Source organism: Actinomadura vinacea, from assembly GCF_039532545.1.
GTDB lineage: Bacteria > Actinomycetota > Actinomycetes > Streptosporangiales > Streptosporangiaceae > Spirillospora > Spirillospora vinacea.
Genome location: NZ_BAAARW010000039.1, coordinates 1 through 19020, shown reverse-complemented (window position 1 = coordinate 19020; position 19020 = coordinate 1). Strand labels below are relative to the sequence as shown.

Sequence of the window (19020 nt, the reverse complement as noted above, 5' to 3'; positions counted from 1 at the left end):
TCTCAGAGGCGGAGGGGTCGCACGCGCCCTCTTCGGGGGCGTGTCTCCGATTCGGGCGATTCCGGGACGCGTCCGGCCTGCGTCTCAGCGTCTTCGGGACCTCTCAGGGGGCGGGGTCGCCAAGCGGGCCGGCGTCCGCGCCCGTCCCGGCCGCGGCGTCCACCGGACCGGGCTGGGCCGGAACCGCACCCGCCGCGGGCACCTCCGGAGGCCGGCGGCCCAGCATGTCGACCCAGTTCAGCGCCGGGATCTCCCTGATCACCTTGGTGAAGCTGACGAACTCGCTCGCGGCGTTCAGCCCGGCCAATCCCGCCAGCACCGCCAGCCGGGGCCCGCGCGCCAGCCGGGTCGCGGCCAGCCCCAGCAGCGCACCGAGCGCGTTCGAGCCGGTGTCGCCGAGCATCGCCCGTTCACCCAGGTCCTCGGGCAGCAGCGCGGTCGCCGCGCCCAGCGGGGCCGCGACCACCGCCGACCCCGAAGAGGTCAGCGCCAGCGGCACCCCGGTGATGAGCCCCACCTTGATCGCCCGGCCCGGACGCAGGTCGAACAGGTTCATCAGGTTGGCGCTCCCGGCCACGATCGCGCCGTCCAGCACCGTGTCGAACGCCCGCCCGGCACGCGACGGGGCCGGCGACCCGGCGATCGCGGCGGCGGCCAGCCCGGTGGCGCCGATGCCCAGGATCTTCACCGCGCCGCTGGTCACCTCCCCGCGCGCCAGTGCGCCCAGGTGCCCCTTGAAGCCGCGCGAGCCGGCCGAACCCGCCAGATCGTCGTAACCGCCGAGCACGCCCGCGCCCGCCCCGGCGAGCAGCGCCGCCAAGCGCACCCGGCCGCCCGCCCCGGGCGCCAGCAGCCCCGCCGCCGCGGCGCCCGCCACGAACGCGGGCCCCTCCAGCAGCGTCACCGGCTCCCCGCGGTGGTTGGTGCGCCCCCAGGCCTCCTCGCCCGGCAGCCCGTTCAGCCCCGGCGGGCGGCGGACCAGCGCGCGATAGGCGCTCCGCGCGGCCACGGCGCCCAGCGCCGCGCCGGCCAGCACCCGGACCGTCGGTCGGATCATGGGGGTCACCCGTTCCCTCCGGCGGCGGGCACCGGCGACGGCAGGTACCCGTTCACACCCGAGCCCGTCCCGTACCGGCCGGCCTTGCCGCCCATCTCGTTCTGCAACGCCAGGACCGTCACCACCTGGCCGGACGCGGTGTCCACGGTGTCCTGCGAGGACACCGCCTTGTCGGTGTCGGAGTCGCGCAGCGCGGCGACCAGCCCGCCCTCCTGCGCCGCGGTCGACGGGCCGCCCAGGACCGCGCCCCGGCCCGCGCCGTCCAGCGACGCGGCCAAGGCCAGCAGCGCCTTGTTGTCGGTGTCGCCGCCCTCGTAGGCGTACTGCGACGACGGCGCGATCATCACCGCGAGCGTCGCGTGCTGGCCCGGCTTCCCGCTGGTGGTGACGTAACCCGCCTGCCGGAAACCGGCCAGGACCGCCGCCGCGGAGCCGTCCTCCCGCCCCGTCTTGGCCGCGTCCTTGGTCACGACCGCGCCGGCCAGCACCGCCGCCGCCTTCTCGTACGCGCCCGCGCCCGGCGGGAAGGCCATCGAGCCGGGCTTGAGCTGCCCGGCCAGCTCGTCGACGGTGCCGACCTGGTTGTCGTCCAGGAACTTCTTCTGGATCGTCACCCGGCCGGTGACCGCGGCGCCGGCGCTCTTGGCCAGGTTGCTCAGCTGCTCGATGCTGTCGTTGCTCGCGCCCGGCGTCTCCACGAAGACCAGCGACTGGCCCTTCAGCCGCTCGGCGACCAGCTGCGGGCCCATCGTGCGGGCGAAGTTCTCATCGCCCTCCACCTGGGCCTCCAGCCGGAGCTGCGTGCGGCGGTACTCGTCGTTGCGCTTGGCGAGCGCCGAGGTCTGCCGCTGCAGGCCCTTGGTCACCGCCTGCTGCGACAGCGTGGTGGAGCCCAGGATGATCCCCAGCGCCAGCGCCAGGAAGATCGCGACGATGGAGACGAGGTGATAACGGAAATCGATCACGTGAAAAGTCCGGTCAGCCAGAAGAGGAACGCGTGCCAGCGGTCGGCAAGCAGCGGACGGATGACGTCCCCGGCGGGCGACATCGACACCGCGGTGGTCATCGCGATGAACGCCCCCAGCACCAGGAACAGCAGGGAGCCGGTCGAGATCCGGCTGCGGTAGAGCCGGCTGACGCCCTTGGCGTCGACCAGCTTGCTGCCCACCCGCAACCGGGTGAGGAACGTGCTGGCCATCCCGGCCCGGCCCTTGTCGAGGAACTCCACCATGTTGGCGTGCGTGCCGACCGCCACGATCAGCGAGGCGCCCTTGTCGTCGGCCAGCAGCATCGCGATGTCCTCGCTGGTGGCGGTGGCCGGGAACACCACCGCCTCCTGGTCGAGCTCGTGCACCCGCTTCAGGCCGGGCGCCCGGCCGTCCCGGTAGGCGTGCACCACGATCTCGGCGCCGCAGGTCAGCGCGTCGTCGGAGACCGAGTCCATGTCGCCGACGATCATGTCGGGCCGGTAGCCGGCCTCCAGCAGCGCGTCCGCGCCGCCGTCCACCCCGATCAGCACCGGGCGGTACTCGCGGATGTAGGGGCGCAGCGCGGCGATGTCCTCGCGGTAGTGGTAGCCGCGCACCACGATCAGCGCGTGCCGGCCCTCGATCCGGGTGGTGACGTCCGGCACGCCGACGCCGTCGATGAGCAGGTCGCGCTCGCGCTTGATGTACTCCATCGTGTTGGCGGCGAACGCCTCGATCTGGTGCGACAGGCCCGCCTTGGCCTCGACCACGGCCGCCTCGACGCTCTCGGCGTTCTGCGCGGTGCCCTTGGCGACCACCTCGTCGCCGCGGTAGACGACCTCGTCCTCGATCCGGACCTGCTCGCCCTCGCGGAGCCGGGTGAAGACGTCCGGGCCGACGTCGTCGACCAGCGGGATCCCGGCCTCCACCAGGATCTGCGGCCCCAGGTTGGGGTAGCGCCCGGAGATGCTGGGCGCCACGTTCACCACGCCGCCCACCTCGCACGACACCAGCGCCTCGGCGCTGACGCGGTCGAGGTCGACATGGTCGATCACAGCGATCTCGCCGGGCTGCAGCCGCTTGGTGAGGTTCTTGGTGCGGCGGTCGAGCCGCGCCGTGGCGCTGACCCCGTTGCGGGCGTCCTCACGGCCCCTGCGCAGCGGCAGCACCCGCGGCAACCGCAGCACGGGCCACGCCCGGCGCGCGGCGGAAAGGTCCTCGGACGCCGTGCGCCCCCCGGGACCGGCCGCCTGGCCCGCGAGGGGCGTCCGGGGGCCCGAGGGCGCCTCGGACGCGTCCGCCGGCGGCGCCGCCGACGATTCGGCGGGCCGCCCGGCCGCCTGTTCGCCGGACGGCTCCGCGGACGGCTCGCCGGACGGCTCGGCAGGCCGCTCGGTGGTCGGAGACGGATCATTCATCGTTTGACATCCTGCCAGAGCACGGGGGGCGACACCGGTAACGACGATCGGCCAGGCGTGTCCGTTCGTGCACTCTCTGTGGTTTTCGCTTGCTTCGCAGGCGGCGACGCCCCCAGTGTGACCGGAATCACCGCCCCGCCACTCTTGCGTTCGGCGGCCCGCCTCGTTCTCCTGGGCCGCGGCGGCGTCAGGTCCGCCGTTCCTGGGCGGCGAGTTCGAGGAGCTCCTCGGCGTGCGCCCGGCCCAGCTCGGAATCCTCCAGGCCGGCCAGCATCCGGGACAGCTCCCGCACCCGCTCCTCGCGGTCGAGCGCCGTCACGCCGCTGCGGGTGACGGTGCCGTCGTCGGACTTCTCCACCAGCAGATGCTGGTCGGCGAACGCCGCGACCTGCGGGAGATGGGTGACCACGATCACCTGGGCGTTGCGCGCCAGCCGCGCCAGCCGCCGGCCGATCTCCACCGCCGCCTTGCCGCCGACGCCCGCGTCCACCTCGTCGAAAACGAAGGTCGGCACCGGGTCGGCGCCCGCGAACACCACCTCGATCGCCAGCATCACCCGCGACAGCTCCCCGCCCGAGGCGCCCTTGTGCAGCGGCAGCGGCGGCGACCCCGGGTGCGGGGCGAGCCGCACCTCGACCTCGTCGGCGCCGTGCGGGCCGTACTCGCCCGTCGGGTTGACCCCCACATGGACGCGGGCGTGCGGCATCGCCAGCGCGGTCAGCTCCTCGGTGACGGCCTGGGAGAACCGCTCGGCGGCGCTGGTGCGCACCGCGGTCAGCTCGGCGGCCTCGGCCTCCAGCCGTCCGGCCAGCTCCCCGTGCTCGGCGCGCAGCTCCTCGATGCGGTCGTCGTCGCCCTCCAGCTCGGTCAGCCGGGCCGCCGACCGCCGCGCCCACTCCAGCACCTCCTCCAGCGTCTCCCCGCCGCCGTACTTGCGGGTCAGCGCGGTCAGCTCGGCGCGCCGCTCCTGGACGACCGCCAGCCGCGCCGGGTCGGCGTCCACCGACTCGGCGTAGGAGGCCAGGTCGGTGGCGACGTCGGAGACCAGGTAGCCGGCCTCGGCGAGCCGGTCGGCCAGCGCGGCCAGCGCGGGATCGTGGTCGCGGACGGCGTCGAGCGCGTTGCGGGCCGTGCCGAGCAGGCTCACCACGTTGGCCGCCTCGAACGCCGCGGACGGATCGCCCAGCAGCGCCTCGTGCGCGGTGTCGGCGGCGCCGCGCAGCGCGTCGGCGTGCCCCAGCCGCTCCTCCTCGGTGGCCAGCTCCACGTCCTCGCCCGGCTTCGGCTCGACCTTCTCGATCTCCTCCAGGCCGAACCGCAGCAGCTCGGCCTCCTGCTCCCGCTCCCGCGCCCGGGTGGTGAGCTCCTCCAGCAGCGCCGACACCTGGCGGTGCCGCTCGTAGGCCGCGGTGTAGCCGCGCAGCGGCTTGGTCAGCGCGTCGCCCGCGTAGCGGTCCAGCGCACCGCGCTGCCGGCCCGCCTGCAGCAGCCGCTGCTGGTCGGACTGGCCGTGCACGGCGACCAGTTCGTCGGCGAGGTTGATCAGCAGGCTGACCGGGACGGACCGGCCGCCGAGGTAGGCCCGGGACCGGCCCTCCGCCGACACCGAACGGGTGACGATCAGCGCGCCCTCGTCCAGTTCCCCGCCGGCCTCCTCGACCCGCTCGGCCACCCGGCCGCCGGAGTCGACCACGATCCGGCCCTCGACGGTGGCCCGTTCGGCACCCGGCCGGACCCGCTGCGGGTCGGCGCGCCCGCCGAACAGCAGCCCCAGGCTGGTGACCACCATGGTCTTGCCCGCCCCGGTCTCGCCGGTGACGACGTTGAACCCCGGGGACAGATCGAGCACGGCCTCGTCGATCACACCGAGGCCCTGGATCCGCACCTCATCGACCATCGGACGCACCAGCGTCACAACCCCTCGCAAAACAGATCCCGGTTCAGCGCCTCGGAGGTGAGGTTATCGCCCCTGCCCGCATCCGGCCCCCCTCGCCCGCGTCGCCGCTGGTCACCGCTCCGCGCCCGGATCATCCCGGGCGCGGGCACCCTACGGGACGCTACCGTCTCCCCCCGCTTCCGGGCCCTCGGGAGGCGGGGCCGGTTTGCGGGCCCGGCCGCGCCAGCCCGTCACCGGCAGCCCGAACTTGGTCACCAGCCGGTCGGTGAACGGGGTCAGATGCAGCCGGGCCAGCCGCACCGGGTGCGCGCCCCGGCGCACCTCGACCCGCGCGCCGGGCGGCAGGTCGAGGGTGCGGCGGCCGTCGCACCACAGCACCGCGCGCGGCGTGCCGGGCAGCACCTCCATCGCCACCGCCGAACGCGGCGAGACCACCAGCGGCCGGGCGAACAGCGCGTGCGCGCTGATCGGGACGACCAGCATCGCCTCCACCTCCGGCCACACGACCGGCCCGCCCGCCGAGAACGCGTACGCGGTGGAACCGGTCGGGGTGGCGCACACCACGCCGTCGCAGCCCCAGTTCGACAGCGGGCGGCCGTCGATCTCGGCGACGACCTCCAGCATCCGCTCCCGCTCGGCCTTCTCCACGGTGGCCTCGTTCAGCGCCCACGTGGTGCCGGCGATGCCGCCGTTCATCCGGACCACCACGTCGATCGTCATGCGCTCCTCGACGTCGTAGCGGCGCGCGGCGACCCGCTCGACGGTGGCGGTGAGATCCTCCCGCTCGGCCTCCGCCAGGAACCCGACGTGGCCGAGGTTCACGCCGAGCAGCGGGGTGCCCGCCGGACGAACCAGATCGGCCGCCCGCAGCAGCGTCCCGTCGCCGCCCAGCACCATCACCACCTCGGCGTCCTCGGCCGCCGCGGCGGTGCCCGGCCGCACGTCCACGCCGGAGCAGCCGATGGCCTCGGCCTCGCCCTCCAGCACCCGTACCGAGATGCCCGCCGCGCTGAGCCGCTCGATCACCAGCTGCGCGCTGCGGACCGCCTCCCGCCGCCCCGTGTGCGTGACGACCAGTACCGACCGCTCACCCATGTGCCCGCCGTCCCGCGGCCGCACCGGCCGTGCCGGCCCGCCGCGCCCTCACCGCCGCGTCTCCCGCGCGCGGATCACATGCTCGGAATATCACGTCCCCTATAACGTCCACGCCCGCTTCTACGTCCGCCCCGGCACGAAGGATCACCGCGGCCCCTCCTCGATGGCACGGCCCAGATCCGGCTCGCGCAGCGGCGGCGCACCCGCCCGCAGCCACAGGAAGTACTCGACGTTCCCCGCCGGACCGGGAAGCGGGCTCGCCGTCACGCCCAGCACCCCGAGCCCCAGCGAGGCCGCGTGCGCCGCGACGCCGCGCACCGCATCGGCCCGCAGCTCCGGGTCGCGGACGACACCGCCCGCCCCGACCAGTTCCTTGCCCACCTCGAACTGCGGTTTCACCATGAGCGCGTAGTCGGCCCCGGGCGCCGCGCAGCGCAGCACGGGCTCCAGCACCAGGCGCAGCGAGATGAACGACAGGTCGCCCACCACCAGATCCGGCGCGGCCGCCTCGGGCTGCCCGAGCGTCTCCGGCGTCAGGTCGCGGATGTTGACCCGTTCGAGGACGGTCACCCGCTCGTCGGTACGCAGCGACCAGGCGATCTGGCCGCGGCCCACGTCGACCGCGTACACGTGCGCGGCGTCGGCGCGCAGCAGCACGTCGGTGAACCCTCCGGTGGACGCCCCCGCGTCGAGGCAGACCCGGCCCGCCACCTTGAGATCGGCGAACGCCTCCAGCGCCCCGGCCAGCTTGTGCCCGCCGCGCGAGACGTACTCGGGCCCGGTGTCGGCGGTGTCGACCACGATCGCCGCGCCGGCCTCCACCTGGGTCGCCGCCTTGCCCGCGGTCTGCCCGCCGACCCGCACCCGCCCGTCGGCGATCAGCTCGGCGGCGTGCTCGCGCGACCGGGCCAGCCCGCGCCGCACCAGCTCGGCGTCGAGCCGCCGGCGGCTCATCAGCCGGCCCCCCGCCACGGCGGCGCGCCCCCGGCCGGAGGCCCCGGCACGCCGGGGTCGTCCTGGCCGGCGGAGGCCAGCAGCTCCTGCAGCCGCCGGTGGACGTCCTCGAACACCTCCACGTGGGCGGAGACCGGCGCGGCGTCCAGCTCGTCCAGCCGGGCCAGCGCCTCGTCCACCCGCCCGTCACCGGTCGGCTCGCGGACCGCCGCCTGCCGCGGACGCGGCCCGGGACCGGGCGGGACCGGCGCCGGTACGGCCTCGTCGGACATCACGTCTACCTCCCAGAAGGGCCCTGTCCCCTGCCACGAGTCGCTTCGGGCCCAGTCAGAACGCTACCGTCCCATCACGACATCGTTGTCGACCGAACGGGGAACGGCCTGATCATGGCGAACGAGGAGGAGTGCCGCGGCGCGCTCGACCGCATCTCCGAGCGCCTCGCGGAGGTGGAGTCCGACAGGCTCGCCGAGCACGTGGTGGAGCGCACGATCAGCTGCCGGATCACCGACCTGCGGGTGGCGTACCTGACCCGGATCCACGCGGGCGGGCTCGACCCGTTCGAACGCACCGACGACCCGGCGGGCGCGCAGGTCCGCCTCACCGTGGGCAGCGACGACCTGGTGGCCCTGGCCCGTGACGAGCTGAACCCGGCCAAGGCGTGGGCCACGGGACGTCTCAAGATCGAGGCCAGCATCTTCGACCTCCTCCGCCTCCGCAAACTGCTCTGAGCCCCTTTTCCCCGCGCGGAACGGCTGAGGCGCGAGTTCGGCGCGCCGGACCGCTGCCGAATTTCGTAAAGGCCGGCCCGACATCGCCATACGGACTCCCGGGCACCGAACCGCATCATCCGCTCACCCGATTTTCCTAGGCGATCGTTCGGGACCCTCCTTTTCGAAGGCACCCCGCCCCCTAAAAAGCTTCAGAATCACAGGACATGGACGCGGCACCGGCCAACCGAAGAATTGTCAGGCAACGTTTAAACGAAAGTTCGACAAGACTCACAAGGAATGGCCTTCCAGCACAGTTCAGCGGATGCTTCACCCATCCGAAGTCCGCGCCGCACGCACTCGATCGCCATCCAGCGACGAACAGGTGGCCAATACCAGAAAAACACATCCAGCCGTCCACCGAAATGCGGAGCACGACGCCAACAGAACTCCAGGGGCATGAAATACTCGAGCGACCCCAGCCGGCCGAAATTCTGATCAACGGCCCGCTTGGGACCGTCCAGCGGATGTACGGACGCGTGGCACGGTCGCCGAGCCGCCGCAGGCGATACGGCTCAGCGACCCGTGCCGCCGACGCTGAGCGCCATGCTCCGTGGCTCCACCACACACAGCCGGGTCGAACCGGCCCCGCGGACCAGGCCGCTCGACGCCGGCAACGAGGGGCCGGCTGGTGCTCGGCCAGCCGGCCCGACGCCGACGGGTGCCTTCATTCGGACCTGGAAGGCGTCGGGCGCGAACTGTGCGAACCGCGCGAACCGCCTTCCACGGCGCGGCGCTCCGCCCGGTGGACCGGCGACTGATCTTCTGTCTCGACCGTCGGGTGGACGTTGAGCCCGCGGCCCCTACCCCGGCTTCCGGGGCAGTGGGATCAACGGGATCAGCGCACGGTGTACGGGCGGGGCAGGCGCATGCCTCGCCTCTCCATGACGGCGCGCAGGCGGTCGGGGTAGTCGGTGATGAGGCCGTCGACGCCGTCGTCCATGAGCTTCTCCATGGTGGCCTCGTCGTCGACCGTCCACGGAACGACCTTGAGGCCCAGGCGGTGGGCCCGGTCGACCATGCTCTTGGTCACGTACGGACGGTAGCCCGGGTCGGTGATCTTGCCGTTCTGCGGGAAGCCGTGGACCGGCGAGAACGCGTCGGCGCCGAACGACCTGACCGCGCTCAGCGGGTCGCCCCCGAAATCGTCGATGTCGATGCCGCCCAGCCACGGCGACCTGCCCGGCTGACCGGTCTGCAGGAAGTCGTAGTTGGTGAGCGCCACCAGCGGCAGCCGGCGTTCGACCTGGCGCATCCGCATGAGCGCGCCCCAGTCGAAGCTCTGGATCGTCACTTGGCGCAGCAGCCGCGCGCGCCGCACTTCCTTCGCTGTCACCTGGACGAACTGCTCGCGCGGCGCCGTCTCGTGGGGAGCGCCTGCCTCGACCTTGGTCTCGACGTTGAGCTTGACGCCGTACGCCCGGTAGCGGTGCACCAGCCCGAACACCTCGCGCAGCAGGGGCATCTTCGCGCCTGGGACGGCCCGCTGCCCCGGGAACTCCGAGAGCGTCCGGGAACCGCAGTCCATGGTGCGGACCTGCTCGAGCGTCAGGGTGTTGATGTATTTGCCGACGTAGGGGAACTCGGGGTCGTTCGGCACCGCGGGCGCGGTGTCACTGCACTTGCGGTCGCTGATACGGCGGTCGTGGGTGACGACGGCCTGCCCGTCTTCGGTGATCTGCACATCCAGTTCCAGGGTGCTGACCCCGAGTTCCAGGGCGTTGCCGAAGGCGGGGAGCGTGCTCTCCACGACCAGGCCCAGCCCGCCCCTGTGGGCCTGCAGGTCGAACGCCTTGCGCTCGCCGGACGTGTTCTTCGTCGATGTGGGCCCACCTGACGTGGGTTCGGTCGCGGAAACGGGGGATGCGGCCCCGATGATCCCCGCGGCCACCAAGCCCACCAGCACCAAACGCCTCATGAGTACCTCTCCCAAGACAACTCAGGAGAGATCACCACTCACTCATGGCCGCCGGGCCAACGCGAGACGACGTGTGCCCTAACAGCGCGGCTACTCAGCCAAGCCCGAGGCGTTCCAGGGCACCGCGCAGCGCTTCGGGATCGGGGGACGTCTCGTCCCGCCAAGCAGCGGCGGCCAGAGCCCTCAGCCCGTCGAAGGCCTCGCCTTCGCCCGAGATCTCGACCCGGTCGCCCTCCCAGTGCGCCGTCCAGCCCTCGCACCGGTATCGGTCGCCGTCGGCGTGTACTCCGGGATGCGGTACGAGCAGGCCCGACAGGTCATGCGAAAGGTAGGTCGGACGCTGATGAGAGGGTGCGGTGAGGGCCGTCATGGGACCGGTCACGCCGGTGAACACCAGCAGGCTGTCGGCTCCCCCGTTGTGGGCGCCCTCGATGTCGGTGTCAAGGCGGTCCCCCACGACCAGGGGCCGCTGCGCCCCCGTACGGAGGATCGACTCATGGTGCAGCGGCCGCTCGGGCTTGCCCGTGACGATGGGCTCCACGCCTGTGGCGGAACTGATGACCTTGAGCAGAGCTCCGTTGCCGGGCTGGGGCGGTCCGTCGCCACCGGGAATGGTGAGGTCGCCGTTGGAACCGACGAACAAGGCCCCGTTCCGTACCGCCGAGGCCCCTTCGGCCAGAAGCCCGTACGACAGCCTGGGGTCGAATCCTTGGACGACCGCCGCGGGGCCTTCGGATGAGGTGGAGACCGGGCGAAGCCCCTGCGCGTACAGCGCTTGCCGCAACCCCATGCCCCCCACGACCAGCACCTTGGACCCTGCCGGCAGCCTCTCGGCCAGCAGTCGCGCGGCGGCCTGCGCCGAGGTCACGATGTCGCCCGCCGTCGCCGGGACGCCCACGTCGGTCAGCAGGGCCGCCACCGCCGACGGCGTGCGGGAGGCGTTGTTGGTGACGAACGCGAGCCGCTGCCCGGCGGCACGCGCCTTGGCGAGCGACTCCGCGGCCGCCGGGACCGGCCTGTGGCCGATGTAGACGACACCGTCGAGATCCAGCAGCGCGACGTCGTAGGCCTCGCTCAGCGGCCGGTCACAACTCTTCATCGCCGCCATCGTACGAGAAGATCATCTTCGGGCTTCGAGGGTGGCCCGGGCATGGCGGAGCGCCTTGGCGTAGTCCCTGTTCTCCGGCCGCATCGCCGCCGCGAGCGCCAACGGCTCGACCGCCCGCTCGAACTCGCCCAGGCGGCTCAGCGACAGCCCCAGCCCGAACAGGGCGTAGTCCTCGGCCGGATCGTCCTCGACGATGCACCGGAAGTTGTCGGCCGCCTCCTGAAACCGCCTGGCCCCGTACTGGGCACGGGCCAGGGCCTCCCGGACGGACCGCGACCCCGGCTCGGCGGCGGCCGCCCGCGTCAGCAGCTGCACCGCGGCCGCGGCGCTCCCGGATCTCAGCAGCCGCAGTCCGCGCGTGTACCACTCGTACACCCCGCCGTCCGGTCCGGCGGGGTCGAAATGGGCGCCGCGGGGATCCTCGCCCGGGGAATCGTCCGATCGGCCCGATCCTTGAACATCCATGTGGACCTCCCCTAGGACGTTGATCACTACAATCCGTACCCACCCCTCCCGGCTCGCATCCCTCGTTGATTAGCATGCCCATGGTGGACGGCGACCTCCCCTCCGGTCTGGGACCGGAGGAATTCAGCGCCAGGATCTTCGGGACCGGTGCCCCGCGCTCGGGCGCCGGTCTGGAGCTCGCGCCGTTCCGCGGCGTGCGCTTCGCCCCGGGGATCGATCCCGCCGCCGTGACCAGCCCGCCGTACGACCTCCTGGACCGCGACCAGGTCGAACGCCTGAAGGCCGGCGAAGCCCGCAACATCGTCCGGATCACCCTGCCCGACGACTACGCCGAGGCCGCCGCCACTCTCCGCCGGTGGCTGGCCGGCGGCACCCTGGTCACCGACCCCGACCCGGCGCTGTACCTGTACGAGACCGCCGGGCAGCGCGGCCTGATCGGCGCCCTCGGCCTGCGCGCCGAGGCGGACAAGGTCGTCCTCCCGCACGAGAACGTCTACCCGGGGCCGGTGCTCGACCGCCTCGCGCTGATGAACGAGACCCGCGCCAACCTGGAGCCCATCTTCCTCGTCTACGCGGGCGACGGCGACACCGCCCAGATCATCGACGCCACGGCCGAGCGGCCTCCGCTCATGGAGTTCGACGCCGACGGCCAGCAGCACCGCCTGTGGCGCATCACCGACCCGGCCCTGCACGTCCGGATCGCCGCCGACCTGCGCCCGCGCCAGGCGCTGATCGCCGACGGCCACCACCGGTACGCCACCTACCGAGCCCTCCAGGCCCGCCACCGCCAACCGGCCTGGAACCACGGCCTCGCCCTCCTGGTCGACTCCAAGCGCTACCCGCCCCACCTGGGGGCCATCCACCGCGTCCTGCCCCACCTTCCTCCCGAAGTCGCCCTCCAACGCGCCGACGGCATATTCCGCACGACCGAACTCGCCTGGCCCGACGCCCTTTCCGCACTGAGCGACACTCCCGGCCCCGCTTTTCTCCTGGGCGGCGGCGACTCCCTGTACCTGCTCACCGACCCCGACCCCACCCTCCTCGAACGCGCCCTGCCCGCGACCCACTCCGCCCGCTGGCGCAACCTCGACACCGCGATCCTGGACCACCTGCTCATCAGGAAGGTCTGGGAAGTACCCGAGGACGAGCACAGCGTGGAAGTGGTCCACGACGACCCCGAGGCCGCCCTGGACCGCGCCCGCCGTACGAACGGCACCGCGGTCGTCCTCACCCCTCTCAGAGTCGAGGATGTCCTGGCCGTGGCCGCCGAGGGCGAACGAGTCCCCCGCAAATCCACCTCCTTCGGCCCCAAACCCCGCACAGGCCTGGTGCTCCGCTTGATAGACACCCCCTGATCACCTCGACCGAACATTCCAGACCACGTGGACTTCCCGGCGCCGTTGGGGCTGGCCAGAGCCACCACCTCGTCCTCGTGAGCGACACCACGGTCCAGCCCGGTGGCCGACCCGTACGGTCACCTCCTCGACCTCGATCACCTGGCGACCCCTTCGCCGAGCCACGCGGGGACCGGATCGCCGTCGGCGGTCCGGTCCAGGTCGAGCACCGTAATCCGGTCGGCCTACTCGTCCGCCGCCGACCCCTCGCCGGCGGGGCAGACCGACCAGGCCCGACAAGCCCCCATCCCGCATGCGCGGACCCGTGCCCCGACCCGACCCGACCGTCACCGTGCCCGGGGATGAACCCGTCTCGAAGATCGCGTAGGCGGGCGCCGCACCAACGCCGCCGGGCGTGGCGCCGGCGCCACGAGCCCACATCGCATTCGCCAGGCTGCTGGACCGCTTCCCAGGGCTGGCCCTGGGCTGTGCCCCGCCGATGAACCACCGTCCCGGAGATCAGGTGGCGCCCAGAGGATCGGGTGCCGAAAGCCTGCGCAAGCGTGCAGGGGAAGCCTGCGCGGACAGGGAAGCCAGTGAAGCAGGGAGGCCTGCGCGGGCAGCGCACCCAGTGCACACGGGGAAGTCAGTGCGGATGTGCAGGGAAGATGGGCTCGGGTTGCATGATGCGTAAGATCGGTTGGCGTTGGAGGTGGGGTGCTTGATCGACAAGGTGGCGTGGGTTCGGTTGGAGGGCGGGAAGGTCCTGAGCACCAGGTCGCGCGGCAAGGACGTGTTCTACCTTCCTGGCGGAAAGCGGGAGGACGGGGAGAGCGACCTCGACACGCTGGTGCGGGAGATCAGGGAAGAACTGGCGGTGGAGATCCTGCCCGGCAGCGCCGAGCCGCTCGGGGTGTGGGAGGCACAGGCGCACGGGCATCGGGCGGGCGTGACGGTGCGCATGAGCTGTTACACGGCGGACTACCAGGGGACACCGGCGGCCTCCAGCGAGATCGCGGAGGTGGTGTGGCTCTCCTACGCGGACCGGTCGCGGGTCGCGCCCGTCGATCAGCTGATCTTCGACGATCTCAAGGGGACGGGCCGGCTGGACTGAACGGCCTGAACTCGACCGTCTCGGCTTCGTGCACCTCGACCTCGTAGCGGCCGAGCCGGGTGGCGTCCGTTTTCCAGAAGCGGCGGCGGAGCGAGCCCCGCACCTCGATCAGGTCGCCTGGTCGCCAGGTGGCGGTGCGGTCGCCGATCCGCCGGTCGAAGGCGGCGCAGCGGATCGCGTCGACCGTGCGCCGCCCGTCCCCCTCGCGCGGGCGGTCGACGATCAGCCGCCAGGACACCACGTCGCCGCCGGCGGGCAGGGCGCGACGGGACGGGAATTCGGCGAGCCGGCCGACCAGGGTGACTGCGTTGACATGCATGGCGCTCCTCTCGACGACGTCCACGTTTCCTGATCGCCGGGCCGCGCGGAAGGCCCGGCGCGAACTGTGGATAACTCGGTCAGGGGCGCGAGATGATCGCGGAATGGACACCACGATCAACCCCCTGGGCGACGGCGTCTACGAGATCGACACGCGGATGGCGGGTTACACCGGGATCACGGCCGGGTACCTCATCCTGTCCGACCGGCCCTGCCTGGTGGAGCCGGGAACGGCGGGTTCCGCTCCCGTGGTACGGCAGGCGTTGAGTGAGCTGGGGGTGGGGGCGGCCGATCTGGCGACGGTGGTCGTCACGCACATCCACCTGGACCACGCGGGTGGTGTGGGAGACATCGCCGGGATGTATCCCGAGGCAGAGGTCGTCGTGCACGAGAAGGGGGCGCGCCACCTTGCCTCTCCGGAGCGGCTGATGCGCAGTGCCCGCATGGTGTACGGCGACAGCCTGGACACGCTGTTCGGGGAGCTGAAGCCGACCGAGGCGGCCCGCATCCGCGCGGTCGAGGACACCGGCGTGATCGATCTGGGTGGAGGGCGCCGGTTGGAGTCGTACCACTCCCCCGGCCACGCCAAGCATCATGTGGGGCTGCTGGACTCCCAAAGCGGTGACCTGTACGTGGGTGACGCGGCCGGCGTGTACATCCCCGAGACGCAGGACGTGCGGCCCGCCACGCCACCGCCGGACTTCGACCTGGACGCGGCGCTCAAGTCGCTGCGGAAGTTCCAGGAGTTGGGCCCGCAGCGCCTGCTGTTCGCGCACTTCGGCCCCGTGTCCGAGGTGGACGGCACGCTCGAGCGTTCGGCCGAGGAACTGCGGGTGTGGGTGGACGCGGTGCGCGATGCACGGGACCTGGGCCTCGACCTGGACCATGCGGTGGCGATGGTCCGTGACCGCACCCACGAGCGCTATGCGGTGACGCGCAAGGGGGCCGACCCGGAACTGAGCGCGAAGTACGAGGTGCTCAGCAGCGCCGAAGCCAACGTCGCGGGAATCATGCACTCGTTGGACCAGCACGCCTGAGCCCCGGCCACGGTATCCGCGTGTCCATGGGGCCAGGGGGTCAGCGCCGGAAGGGGCCGGCCACTTCGTAGGTGTAACCGTCCGTGCCCGCGGCGAATCCGCTCTTGCCACGCTGGGAGGAAAAGTAGAGGCGGGTGCCGTCAGGTGAGAAGGCGGGGCCGGTTATCTCGGACTCGTCATGGCCGAGGACGCGCAGGAACGGCGTGACCGTGCCGTCCGGGGTGATGAGGTTGATCTCCATGTCGGCCCCGTCCTCGGCGATGTACAGGTCGCCCGAGAAGGCACCGGTGATGTTGTCGACTCCGGTCAGGGGAGGCTCCCCATTGGTGACGAGGTCGTCGTCGTAAGTGAGGTCGAGGCGTTCGGCTGCCGCGTCGTAGGCCCACACCCGGTTGTCACCCTTTGTCGTGAAGTAGCAGATCCCGCCCGCGTAGTAACAGCCTTCGCCTCCGTTGAAGCGCATGGCGCCCGGCACCTGGTCGCGGATAGGGGTGATCCAAAGACGCGGGTTGGGCACCTGCGCCCAGCGGACAGGGCCCGTGTCCGTTCCAAGCAGCACCTCAAGCGCGCCTTCGGACAGGTCGCCCCAGGTGGTGGGGCGGAAGCGGTAGAGGCATCCGTTGGGCTGGTCCTCGGTGAGATAGACGACCTGGCGTTCCGGGTCGCAGGCGGCCGCCTCGTGCTTGAAGCGCCCCATCGCGGGGTGGGCGCGCGCCGCTCTGTTGCCCATGGGGTCGGTCTCGTACACCAACCCGTAGTCGTGCTCCTCGCAGGAGAGCCATGTGCCCCACGGGGTGGCACCTCCAGCGCAGTTGAGCGTCGTTGCGTTCAGGATGCGGTACGCGGAATTGACGGTGCCATCGGCGGCGAAGCGCACGGCCGATGCTCCTCCTACCAGTGGGACCTCGGAATTGCTCACGTAGACCCAGCCGTCCCCGTCGCGGAAGCAGGCGCCGCCGTCGGGAGCGGGGTGCCAGGTGTGCCGGGTGCCCGGCACGCGCTGCATGGAACGCGCAACAACCCGGCCGGTGAAGCCCTTGGGTAGTCGGAGGCCGTTCCCATCGGCGGCGAGAAGCGGCCCGTAGGGGCCGGGTCCCGGTTGGGCCGGTCCGGCGAACGCCTGATGCCACAACGCGCCCGAGAAGGCGGTCGTTCCACCGGCGATGGTCGTGGCCCTAAGGAATGTGCGTCGATTCAAGGGGGCGGACATGACGCTCCTCACGCGATCGTCCAGGACCATGGGGAATCGATCACACCTGGATGACTCCCTCACCCCCCGATTGGCACATTCATGTGAATATCGGGCGAATCGCTACATTCGTCAAGGTGCCCACCGGGCCTGCCGCGCCGCTCCCAGGTCTCCGAGCACGCGAAAACGAGCCCGCCCGCCGGAACTCCGGCGGGCGGGCTCGTACTCGTCGTGGTGAAACCTCAGTCCTTGGCGGGATCCTGCCGGCCGGGCTCCTCGGGTCCGCTGGGCTCGTCGGGCTCGTCGGCCGCCTGCGGCTCCAGGAAGAGCGCCGGCGCCTCCGGAGCCTTCATGCCGGACAACGCCCCCTCAGCGGAGTCCTCCGGGGCTCCAGAGGAGACTTCTGGAGCCGTTTCGGGCTCGGCCGCCTTGAACGCGATGCTCGTCGGAGCGGCGTCCTCGGCAGGGTCCTCATCGGACGCGGCACCGTCGACCTCGGTTTCAGGCTCCTCGACCGCGGTCGCCGCGTCCGCCGCCCCGGAGTCGGCCGAGTCGCCTGGAACGTCGTCGCGTTCCTCGGCCTCCCCATCCTCGGTGTCGAGAATGTGCAGGCCCTCCAGCTCCGCGTAGCGCTCGGCCGCGTCCGTCTCACCATCTCGGTCGGCTGCCGCGGCCCGCGCGAACCACTCGGAGGCCTCGTCCGTGCGTCCCGCATAGGCGAGGGCGTCGGCGTACGCGTAGAACAGCCTGGCCGACCACGGACGTAGCCTGCGGTCCCTGAGCTCAGGTACCTGCAGCGTTACGACGGCCGCGTCGACCTGTCCCAGATCACGCCGCGCCCCCGATTCGACGATCCGCAACTCTACGCGGCCCGCCTGGTCCAGCCTCTTGGCTTCAGGGGCCTTGACTAGATCCAGCGCCCGCTCGGGGCGCCCCAAGCCGCGCTCGCAGTCCGCCATGACGGGAAGGTAGGCGTCCTCACTGGTGCTCAAGCGACGCGCGGCACGCAGTTCGGCAAGGGCCTCCGCCCACTCCCCCGCGTGATAGGCGGCAAGCCCGGCCGCCTCACGCACCAAGCCCACCCGCGAGGCCAGCCGGCGCGCCGCCTTGGCGTGCCGGTAGGCGGTCTCGGGCTCTTCCTCCGCAAGCCGCCCCGCCATCACCAGGTGGCGTGCCACACGCCCGGCGAGATCCTTCGGCAGAGTGCGCAGTTCCGCGCGTGCCTCGACATCCAGTTCCTCACCCGTCACGTCGTCGGGCAGCAGCGGATCGTCGTGTTTGGGCGCCGGCCGCTCTTCGGCCTGGACTCGCTCCCCGCGCCCTGAACGGTCACGGGGCGGCCCAAAGGAACGCCCGCCAGGGCCCTGTTGCGGCCGCTTCGGCCCACGCCCCTCGAACCGGCGCCCACCGGCACCCTGCCCCTGACGCTCGCCACGTCCCGCGCGGTCATCGCGACGGGGACGGTCCTTACCGGGGAAGCGGTCCCGCGGCGAACGATCATCACGCCGGAAGCGCTCGTCACGGCTCGTCCGGTCGTCACGACGCGGACGATCGCCACGTGCCGTCTGCTCATCACGGCGCGGACGCCCATCGCGGTCAGCGCGACCCGCCTGGCCCTCGCGGCGGAAACGGTCATCACGCGGTGGACGGGAACGGTCGTCCCTGCGCGGGCCCCCATCACGCCCCTTGGGACCGCCAGGCGCCTTGCCGCCTTGTGGACGCGATGAGAACCGGCGCTCCCCCTGGGAACCCCCTGCCTGAGAACCCCCTGAAGGACGTGAATCCCGTGAACCTCTCGAGCGGAACTCCCGCTCTTGCGAACCGGACTCCGATGCTCCTGGTCCTCGACGCTCACCCGAGCGCTTGAACGGACGCTCCGAACGGCGGTCATCCTTCTTCTGGTCCGGCCGGTTCTTCCACCCGCCGCCCGACCCAGAACGGCCCGCGCCGAACGAGCGACCGCGCTCGCCACCGCCGCCCTGCTGCGGCCGCCCGCCTCCACCGGCAGCGCCCTGGTGGCCACCACGGTTGCCTTGAGAGCCACGGTCGCGCGGGCCACCGCTCTTGCGGTACCCCGAACCGCCGGGGCCGCCACCACGGGCGTTCCCCCCGCGACGGGGAGACGCACCGCGTCCCCCGTCCCTGCCGCGCCGCTCGCGGTTGTCGTCGCTGCGGCCGTCGTCTTCCGCGCTCATCACGTCCGTCACTGTTCTCGGTGGTTCCGTGGACCTGTTCCACCCATTTTGACAGGTCCAAGACACACGTCGAGGGCCGCCCCAAGAAACCGGGGCGACCCTCGATCAATAAATGTCCGGCAGCGTCCTACTCTCCCACACAGTCTCCCATGCAGTACCATCGGCGCTGGAGGGCTTAACTTCCGG

The 19020-nt window shown here is 72.0% G+C and carries 17 protein-coding genes and 1 rRNA gene; 4 read left to right on the top strand and 14 right to left on the bottom strand.

The features are described 5' to 3' along the window. Positions 1–103: 103 nt before the first annotated feature. From ABD340_RS41360 to ABD340_RS41330, 7 genes are all read right to left on the bottom strand, one after another. A complete protein-coding gene (locus ABD340_RS41360; protein WP_344596841.1) occupies positions 104–1057 on the bottom strand; it encodes a hypothetical protein in 954 nt (317 codons plus the stop codon). A 5-nt stretch (positions 1058–1062) separates the two neighbouring features. Continuing rightward, positions 1063–2022 carry a copper transporter gene (locus ABD340_RS41355; protein WP_344596839.1) on the bottom strand — a complete coding sequence of 320 codons (960 nt, stop codon included), beginning with the start codon at positions 2020–2022 and terminating at the stop codon, positions 1063–1065. Next, positions 2019–3191, bottom strand: coding sequence for a putative cytokinetic ring protein SteA (gene steA, locus ABD340_RS41350; protein WP_344597524.1), 1173 nt, complete (start codon positions 3189–3191; stop codon positions 2019–2021). The genes ABD340_RS41355 and steA overlap by 4 nt, the downstream gene beginning before the upstream one ends. A gap of 439 nt (positions 3192–3630) precedes the next feature. Next, on the bottom strand, positions 3631–5340 hold the full coding sequence (gene recN, locus ABD340_RS41345) for a DNA repair protein RecN (protein ID WP_344596837.1): 1710 nt from the start codon (positions 5338–5340) through the stop codon (positions 3631–3633). A 150-nt stretch (positions 5341–5490) separates the two neighbouring features. Beyond that, positions 5491–6435: an NAD kinase gene (locus tag ABD340_RS41340; protein ID WP_344596835.1), complete on the bottom strand. Its 945-nt coding sequence runs from the start codon at positions 6433–6435 to the stop codon at positions 5491–5493. 144 nt (positions 6436–6579) lie between these two features. After that, positions 6580–7389: a TlyA family RNA methyltransferase gene (locus ABD340_RS41335; protein ID WP_344596834.1), complete on the bottom strand. Its 810-nt coding sequence runs from the start codon at positions 7387–7389 to the stop codon at positions 6580–6582. Next, entirely contained in the window at positions 7389–7664 is a 276-nt protein-coding gene (locus ABD340_RS41330; RefSeq protein ID WP_344596832.1) for a hypothetical protein, read from the bottom strand. The genes ABD340_RS41335 and ABD340_RS41330 overlap by 1 nt, the downstream gene beginning before the upstream one ends. Before the next feature lie 111 nt (positions 7665–7775). Between ABD340_RS41330 and ABD340_RS41325 the strand changes: the two genes are divergently transcribed. After that, positions 7776–8117, top strand: a complete 342-nt coding sequence (locus ABD340_RS41325; protein ID WP_344596830.1) for an SCP2 sterol-binding domain-containing protein — start codon at positions 7776–7778, stop codon at positions 8115–8117. Positions 8118–8994: 877 nt separating this feature from the next. Here the strand turns inward: ABD340_RS41325 and ABD340_RS41320 are convergent. The 3 genes from ABD340_RS41320 to ABD340_RS41310 all read right to left on the bottom strand — a co-directional run bounded on the left by ABD340_RS41320 (position 8995) and on the right by ABD340_RS41310 (position 11647). Then, positions 8995–10074, bottom strand: coding sequence for a glycerophosphodiester phosphodiesterase family protein (locus ABD340_RS41320; protein ID WP_344596829.1), 1080 nt, complete (start codon positions 10072–10074; stop codon positions 8995–8997). 94 nt (positions 10075–10168) lie between these two features. After that, positions 10169–11173 (bottom strand): HAD-IIA family hydrolase, encoded by a 1005-nt coding sequence (locus tag ABD340_RS41315; RefSeq protein WP_344596827.1) that lies wholly within the window; start codon positions 11171–11173, stop codon positions 10169–10171. Positions 11174–11194: 21 nt separating this feature from the next. Next, positions 11195–11647 carry a tetratricopeptide repeat protein gene (locus ABD340_RS41310; RefSeq protein WP_344596826.1) on the bottom strand — a complete coding sequence of 151 codons (453 nt, stop codon included), beginning with the start codon at positions 11645–11647 and terminating at the stop codon, positions 11195–11197. A 74-nt stretch (positions 11648–11721) separates the two neighbouring features. On the opposite strand from ABD340_RS41310, the gene ABD340_RS41305 reads away from it, so the two are divergent. Further along, positions 11722–13002, top strand: a complete 1281-nt coding sequence (locus ABD340_RS41305) for a DUF1015 family protein (RefSeq protein ID WP_344596825.1) — start codon at positions 11722–11724, stop codon at positions 13000–13002. Between the two features lie 691 nt (positions 13003–13693). Beyond that, complete coding sequence (locus ABD340_RS41300) at positions 13694–14095, top strand: NUDIX hydrolase (RefSeq protein WP_344597523.1); 402 nt, start codon at positions 13694–13696, stop codon at positions 14093–14095. Here ABD340_RS41300 and ABD340_RS41295 read toward each other — a convergent pair. Then, the gene (locus tag ABD340_RS41295) at positions 14070–14414 is read right to left on the bottom strand and encodes a single-stranded DNA-binding protein (RefSeq protein WP_344596824.1); all 345 of its coding nucleotides are present in this window, start codon (positions 14412–14414) and stop codon (positions 14070–14072) included. The genes ABD340_RS41300 and ABD340_RS41295 overlap by 26 nt on opposite strands. Before the next feature lie 103 nt (positions 14415–14517). On the opposite strand from ABD340_RS41295, the gene ABD340_RS41290 reads away from it, so the two are divergent. Next, positions 14518–15450 (top strand): MBL fold metallo-hydrolase, encoded by a 933-nt coding sequence (locus ABD340_RS41290; protein ID WP_344596822.1) that lies wholly within the window; start codon positions 14518–14520, stop codon positions 15448–15450. A gap of 40 nt (positions 15451–15490) precedes the next feature. Here ABD340_RS41290 and ABD340_RS41285 read toward each other — a convergent pair whose 3' ends face one another. The 3 genes from ABD340_RS41285 to rrf all read right to left on the bottom strand — a co-directional run. Continuing rightward, positions 15491–16660 carry an alkaline phosphatase PhoX gene (locus tag ABD340_RS41285; protein WP_344596820.1) on the bottom strand — a complete coding sequence of 390 codons (1170 nt, stop codon included), beginning with the start codon at positions 16658–16660 and terminating at the stop codon, positions 15491–15493. 221 nt (positions 16661–16881) lie between these two features. Further along, complete coding sequence (locus ABD340_RS41280; protein WP_344596818.1) at positions 16882–17889, bottom strand: prolipoprotein diacylglyceryl transferase; 1008 nt, start codon at positions 17887–17889, stop codon at positions 16882–16884. 1059 nt (positions 17890–18948) lie between these two features. Then, positions 18949–19020 (bottom strand): 5S ribosomal RNA (gene rrf, locus ABD340_RS48215); the annotation flags it as partial.

Bases quoted from the DNA above. Each gene is read 5' to 3' on its own strand.
- ABD340_RS41290 (WP_344596822.1), top strand. From the start codon at position 14,518: ATGGACACCACGATCAACCCCCTGGGCGACGGCGTCTACGAGATCGAC.
- ABD340_RS41285 (WP_344596820.1), bottom strand. From the start codon at position 16,660: ATGTCCGCCCCCTTGAATCGACGCACATTCCTTAGGGCCACGACCATC.
- ABD340_RS41295 (WP_344596824.1), bottom strand. From the start codon at position 14,414: ATGCATGTCAACGCAGTCACCCTGGTCGGCCGGCTCGCCGAATTCCCG.
- ABD340_RS41310 (WP_344596826.1), bottom strand. From the start codon at position 11,647: ATGGATGTTCAAGGATCGGGCCGATCGGACGATTCCCCGGGCGAGGAT.
- recN (WP_344596837.1), bottom strand. From the start codon at position 5,340: ATGGTCGATGAGGTGCGGATCCAGGGCCTCGGTGTGATCGACGAGGCC.
- ABD340_RS41340 (WP_344596835.1), bottom strand. From the start codon at position 6,435: ATGGGTGAGCGGTCGGTACTGGTCGTCACGCACACGGGGCGGCGGGAG.
- ABD340_RS41320 (WP_344596829.1), bottom strand. From the start codon at position 10,074: ATGAGGCGTTTGGTGCTGGTGGGCTTGGTGGCCGCGGGGATCATCGGG.
- ABD340_RS41325 (WP_344596830.1), top strand. From the start codon at position 7,776: ATGGCGAACGAGGAGGAGTGCCGCGGCGCGCTCGACCGCATCTCCGAG.
- ABD340_RS41305 (WP_344596825.1), top strand. From the start codon at position 11,722: ATGCCCATGGTGGACGGCGACCTCCCCTCCGGTCTGGGACCGGAGGAA.
- ABD340_RS41315 (WP_344596827.1), bottom strand. From the start codon at position 11,173: ATGAAGAGTTGTGACCGGCCGCTGAGCGAGGCCTACGACGTCGCGCTG.
- ABD340_RS41335 (WP_344596834.1), bottom strand. From the start codon at position 7,389: ATGAGCCGCCGGCGGCTCGACGCCGAGCTGGTGCGGCGCGGGCTGGCC.
- ABD340_RS41360 (WP_344596841.1), bottom strand. From the start codon at position 1,057: ATGATCCGACCGACGGTCCGGGTGCTGGCCGGCGCGGCGCTGGGCGCC.